Here is a 4,211-nt window from a genome sequence, read left to right as displayed (position 1 = left end):
CCGGCACCGCCCGTTCGCGGCTGCCGCCGCTCCTACATCGGCCCGGGGCCGCGGCGGTTCCTGCAGGAGCGCCGGCAGGCGCGAACATGGCGGCACGACTCCCGCCCACGCGCCTCGCCCCGGCACCGCCCGTTCGCGGCTGCCGCCGCTCCTACATGCGCCCGGGGCCGCGGTGGTTCCTGTAGGAGCGCCGGCAGGCGCGAATGCGGCGCTGCGATGCTTAAAGGTTGCTCCAGAACACGAACAGCACACCCACCGGCGCGACGTAGCGCGACAGCAGCGTCCACAACCCGAAGCCCGCGTCGCCGAGGCCCAGCTCCGCCTTCACGCCCTGCTGATCCAGCTTCCATGCCGCGAACACGATCGCGCCCAGGCCGGCGAGCGGCAGCATGAACTTGCTGGTCGCGTAGTCGAGCAGGTCGAAGATGTTCATGCCGAACAGCTTGACATCGCCCCACACGTTGAAGGACAGCAGCGCGGCGATGCCCAGCGCCCAGATGGTGAGGCCGGCGATCATCGTGGCGGCGACGCGGCCGAGCGGGGTGCGCTCCTCGATCAGCTCCACCACCGGCTCGAGCAGCGAGATCGACGAGGTCAGCGCGGCGAAGGTCAGCAGCAGGAAGAACAGCGCGCCGATCACCAGGCCGCCGCCCATGTGGCCGAAGGCCAGCGGCAGGGTGACGAACACCAGGCCGGGGCCGGCCGCGGGATCCAGCCCGTTGGCGAACACGATCGGGAAGATCGCCATGCCCGCGCACAGCGCGAACACCGTGTCCATGATCACCACCGTACGTGCGGTGCGCAGCAGGTTCACCTCCTGGCCGAGGTAGGAGCCGTAGGCCATCATGATGCCCATGCCCAGCGACAGGGTGAAGAAGGCGTGGCCGAGCGCGGCGAGCAGCACCTTGCCGTCGAGCTTGCTCCAGTCCGGGTTGAAGAGGTAGGCCAGGCCCTCGCCGAAGCTGCCGGTGGTCATCGCATAGCCGACCAGCACGATCAGGATCAGCCCGAGCGCAGGCATCATCAGCTTGGTGCCGCGCTCCAGGCCGGCGGATACGCCGAGGGCCACGACGACCACGGTGAGCAGCATGAAGATCGAGTGCCAGGTCAGCAGCTCGGCCGGGCGGGCGAGGAAGCCCTCGAAGGCGCCACCGATCGCGGCCTTGTCCAGGCCGATGAAGGCGCCGGTGGCGGCATCGCGCATGTAGGCCAGCGCCCAGCCGCCGATCACGGAGTAGAAGGACAGGATCAGGAAGGCGGCGAGCACGCCGACCGCGCCGACCACCGCCCAGTTGGTGCTGTGGCCGTTCTGGCGTGCGAGCTGGGCCATGCTGTTGATCGGGTTCTTCTGCCCGCGCCGGCCGATCATCCACTCCGCGACCAGGATGGGCACGCCGATCAAGGCGATGCAGGCGAGGTAAACCAGCACGAAGGCGGCGCCGCCGCTCTGGCCGACCATGTAGGGGAACTTCCAGATGTTGCCGAGGCCGACGGCGGAACCGGTGGCGGCGAGCACGAAGCCCATCCGCGACGACCATTGGCTGTGTGCGTGCTTGGCCATGTCAGCATTCCTCGTGGCGGGTGGATGCGACGGTGGCGTGCGGCCGCGCGGAGGCGGCACCGCGGGTGGCGGCGGTTCGATTCATGCAAGTCTCCTCGAGTTTTGACGCGCTTGTGGCGCGGAGGGAAAAGGCGCGGATTCTAAACGTCCGGCGCCCGCCTCCCAAGCGGGATGCCTGCGCCGCCACGTTCGCGGATCCGTGCCGACCCATCTTGTGGTCGCCGGACGGTTCGGTCCGACTGGCGCGCATCGTACGATTCGATAAGCGAAAAAATTTTCCTTATATCGAGGTCTGCACCCCCGATTGCGAAAAATCTTTTCCGCCGATCGCCCTAGCATGTGCATCCACGAGCGCTGCAGGCCGGTCCGGCCGCGGCGGCGCACCGATCCACCCGCAGAGGAGACCACGCCGACCCGCCGGCAGCCCGCGCCAGACGCGCCGGCCTGCCGAGCGGCGGCGGTTCACGCCACCATGTCGAACATCGCCCCCAACGTCAGCCTCGACGACAAATACACTCTCAAGACCGGCCGCGCCTGGATGACCGGCATCCAGGCCCTGGTTCGCCTGCCGATGATGCAGAAGCTGCGCGACGAGGCCGCCGGCCTCAATACCGCCGGCTTCGTCACCGGCTACCGCGGTTCGCCGCTCGGCAGCGTGGACCAGGAGTTCTGGAAGGCGAAGCGCTTCCTCGAGCCGATGAGCATCCGCTTCCAGCCCGGCCTCAACGAGGACCTCGCCGCGACCTCGGTGTGGGGCACGCAGCAGCTCGGCCTCGATCCCAACGCGAAGCATGATGGCGTGTTCTCGATCTGGTACGGCAAGGGCCCCGGCGTGGATCGGACCTGCGATGTCTTCCGCCACGCCAACGCCGCCGGCACCTCGCAGCACGGCGGTGTGCTGGTGATCGCCGGCGACGACCACGCCGCCAAGTCCTCGACCCTGCCGCACCAGACCGAGCACGTGTTCAAGGCGCTGATGATGCCGGTGCTCGCGCCCGCCGGCATCCAGGAGTACCTGGAGTACGGCCTGCACGGCTTCGCGATGTCGCGCTACTCGGGCTGCTGGGTGGCGTTCAAGGCGCTGACCGACACGGTGGAGACCTCGTCCTCGGTCGACATCGACCCCTTCCGCGTGCAGACGCTCATCCCGAGCGCGGAAGAGTTCCCGCTGCCGCTCGACGGCCTCAACCTGCGCTGGCCCGATCCGCCGCTGGTGCAGGAGGAGCGCCTGCTCCACCACAAGCTCTACGCCGCGCTCGCCTACGGCCGCAAGAACGGCCTGGACCGCAGGGTGATCGACCCGCCGCAGGCCCGCCTGGGCATCCTCACCAGCGGCAAGAGCTATCTCGACGTGCGCCAGGCGCTCGACGACCTCGGCATCGACGAGGCCACCGCCGCGGCGATCGGCCTGCGCCTGTACAAGGTCGGCATGGTGTGGCCGCTCGACGCCGAGGGCGTGCGCCGCTTCGCCGACGGGCTGGACGAGATCCTGGTGATCGAGGAGAAGCGCCAGTTCCTCGAATACCAGTTGAAGGAAGAGCTCTACAACTGGAAGGACGAGGTGCGCCCGCGCGTGATCGGCAAGTTCGACGAGAAGGGCGAGTGGAGCCTGCCGCACGCCGACTGGCTGCTGCCCGCCGCCGGCGAGCTGACCCCGGCGATGATCGCGCGCGCGATCGCCGGTCGCATCGCGCGCTTCCACACCTCCGACCGCATCAAGGCGCGGCTCGCCTTCATCGAGGCCAAGGAGGCCGCGCTCGCCAGGCCGCGCCTGTCCATCCAGCGCGTGCCGCATTACTGCTCCGGCTGCCCGCACAACACCTCGACCAAGGTGCCGCAGGGCTCGCGCGCGATCGCCGGCATCGGCTGCCACTACATGGCGACCTGGCTGTCGCCCGAGCACACCCAGACCTTCTGCCAGATGGGCGGCGAGGGTGTGCCCTGGATCGGCCAGGCCCCCTTCACCGACACCCCGCACGTGTTCGCCAACCTCGGCGACGGCACCTACATGCACTCGGGCATCCTCGCCATCCGCGCCGCGGTGGCGGCGAAGGTGAACATCACCTACAAGGTGCTCTACAACGACGCCGTGGCGATGACCGGTGGCCAGCCCCATGACGGCACGCTGTCGGTGCCGATCATTGCCCGCCAGCTGCTCGCCGAGGGCGTGGGCACCGTGGTGGTGGTCAACGACGGCACGCCGCGCGCCTACGGCCCGGCCGACCTGCCGCACGGCGTCGCGGTACGGCACCGCGACGAGCTCGACGCGGTGCAGCGCGAGCTGCGCACGGCGCCGGCGGTCACCGCCATCCTTTACGACCAGACCTGCGCCGCCGAGAAGCGCCGCCGCCGCAAGCGCGGCAAGTTCCCCGACCCGGCCAGGCGCGTGGTGATCAACGACCTGGTGTGCGAGGGCTGTGGCGACTGCAGCGACAAGTCGAACTGCATGTCGGTGGGCGCGGTCGAGACCGAGTTCGGCCGCAAGCGCTTCATCGACCAGAGCTCGTGCAACAAGGACTACTCCTGCGTGAAGGGCTTCTGCCCGAGCTTCGTCACCGTCGAGGGCGGGGCGCTGCGCAAGGGCAAGGCGAGCGCCGCCGCGCCCGGCCGCCTCGCCGAGGCGCTGCCCGAGCCGCAGCTGCCCGACACC

At 69.4% G+C, this 4,211-nt stretch carries 2 protein-coding genes; one reads left to right on the top strand and one right to left on the bottom strand.

Translation table 11 applies throughout. The annotated features are described in order from the left end of the window. Positions 1 to 220: 220 nt before the first annotated feature. Positions 221 to 1,561, bottom strand: a complete 1,341-nt coding sequence (locus C667_RS20815) for a sodium-dependent transporter (protein WP_004381806.1) — start codon at positions 1,559 to 1,561, stop codon at positions 221 to 223. A gap of 472 nt (positions 1,562 to 2,033) precedes the next feature. Between C667_RS20815 and C667_RS20810 the strand changes: the two genes are divergently transcribed. Continuing rightward, positions 2,034 to 4,211, top strand: a 2,178-nt coding sequence (locus C667_RS20810) for an indolepyruvate ferredoxin oxidoreductase family protein (protein ID WP_004381805.1), incomplete at its 3' end; no start/stop codon positions are given.

This window comes from Thauera phenylacetica B4P (assembly GCF_000310225.1).
Taxonomy (GTDB): domain Bacteria; phylum Pseudomonadota; class Gammaproteobacteria; order Burkholderiales; family Rhodocyclaceae; genus Thauera; species Thauera phenylacetica.
Note: the sequence above shows the minus strand (reverse complement) of the source record. Positions and strands in the feature narration are given on the sequence as shown.

Coding starts and splice junctions, on each gene's coding strand:
- C667_RS20815 (WP_004381806.1), bottom strand. CDS start 1,561: ATGGCCAAGCACGCACACAGCCAATGGTCGTCGCGGATGGGCTTCGTG.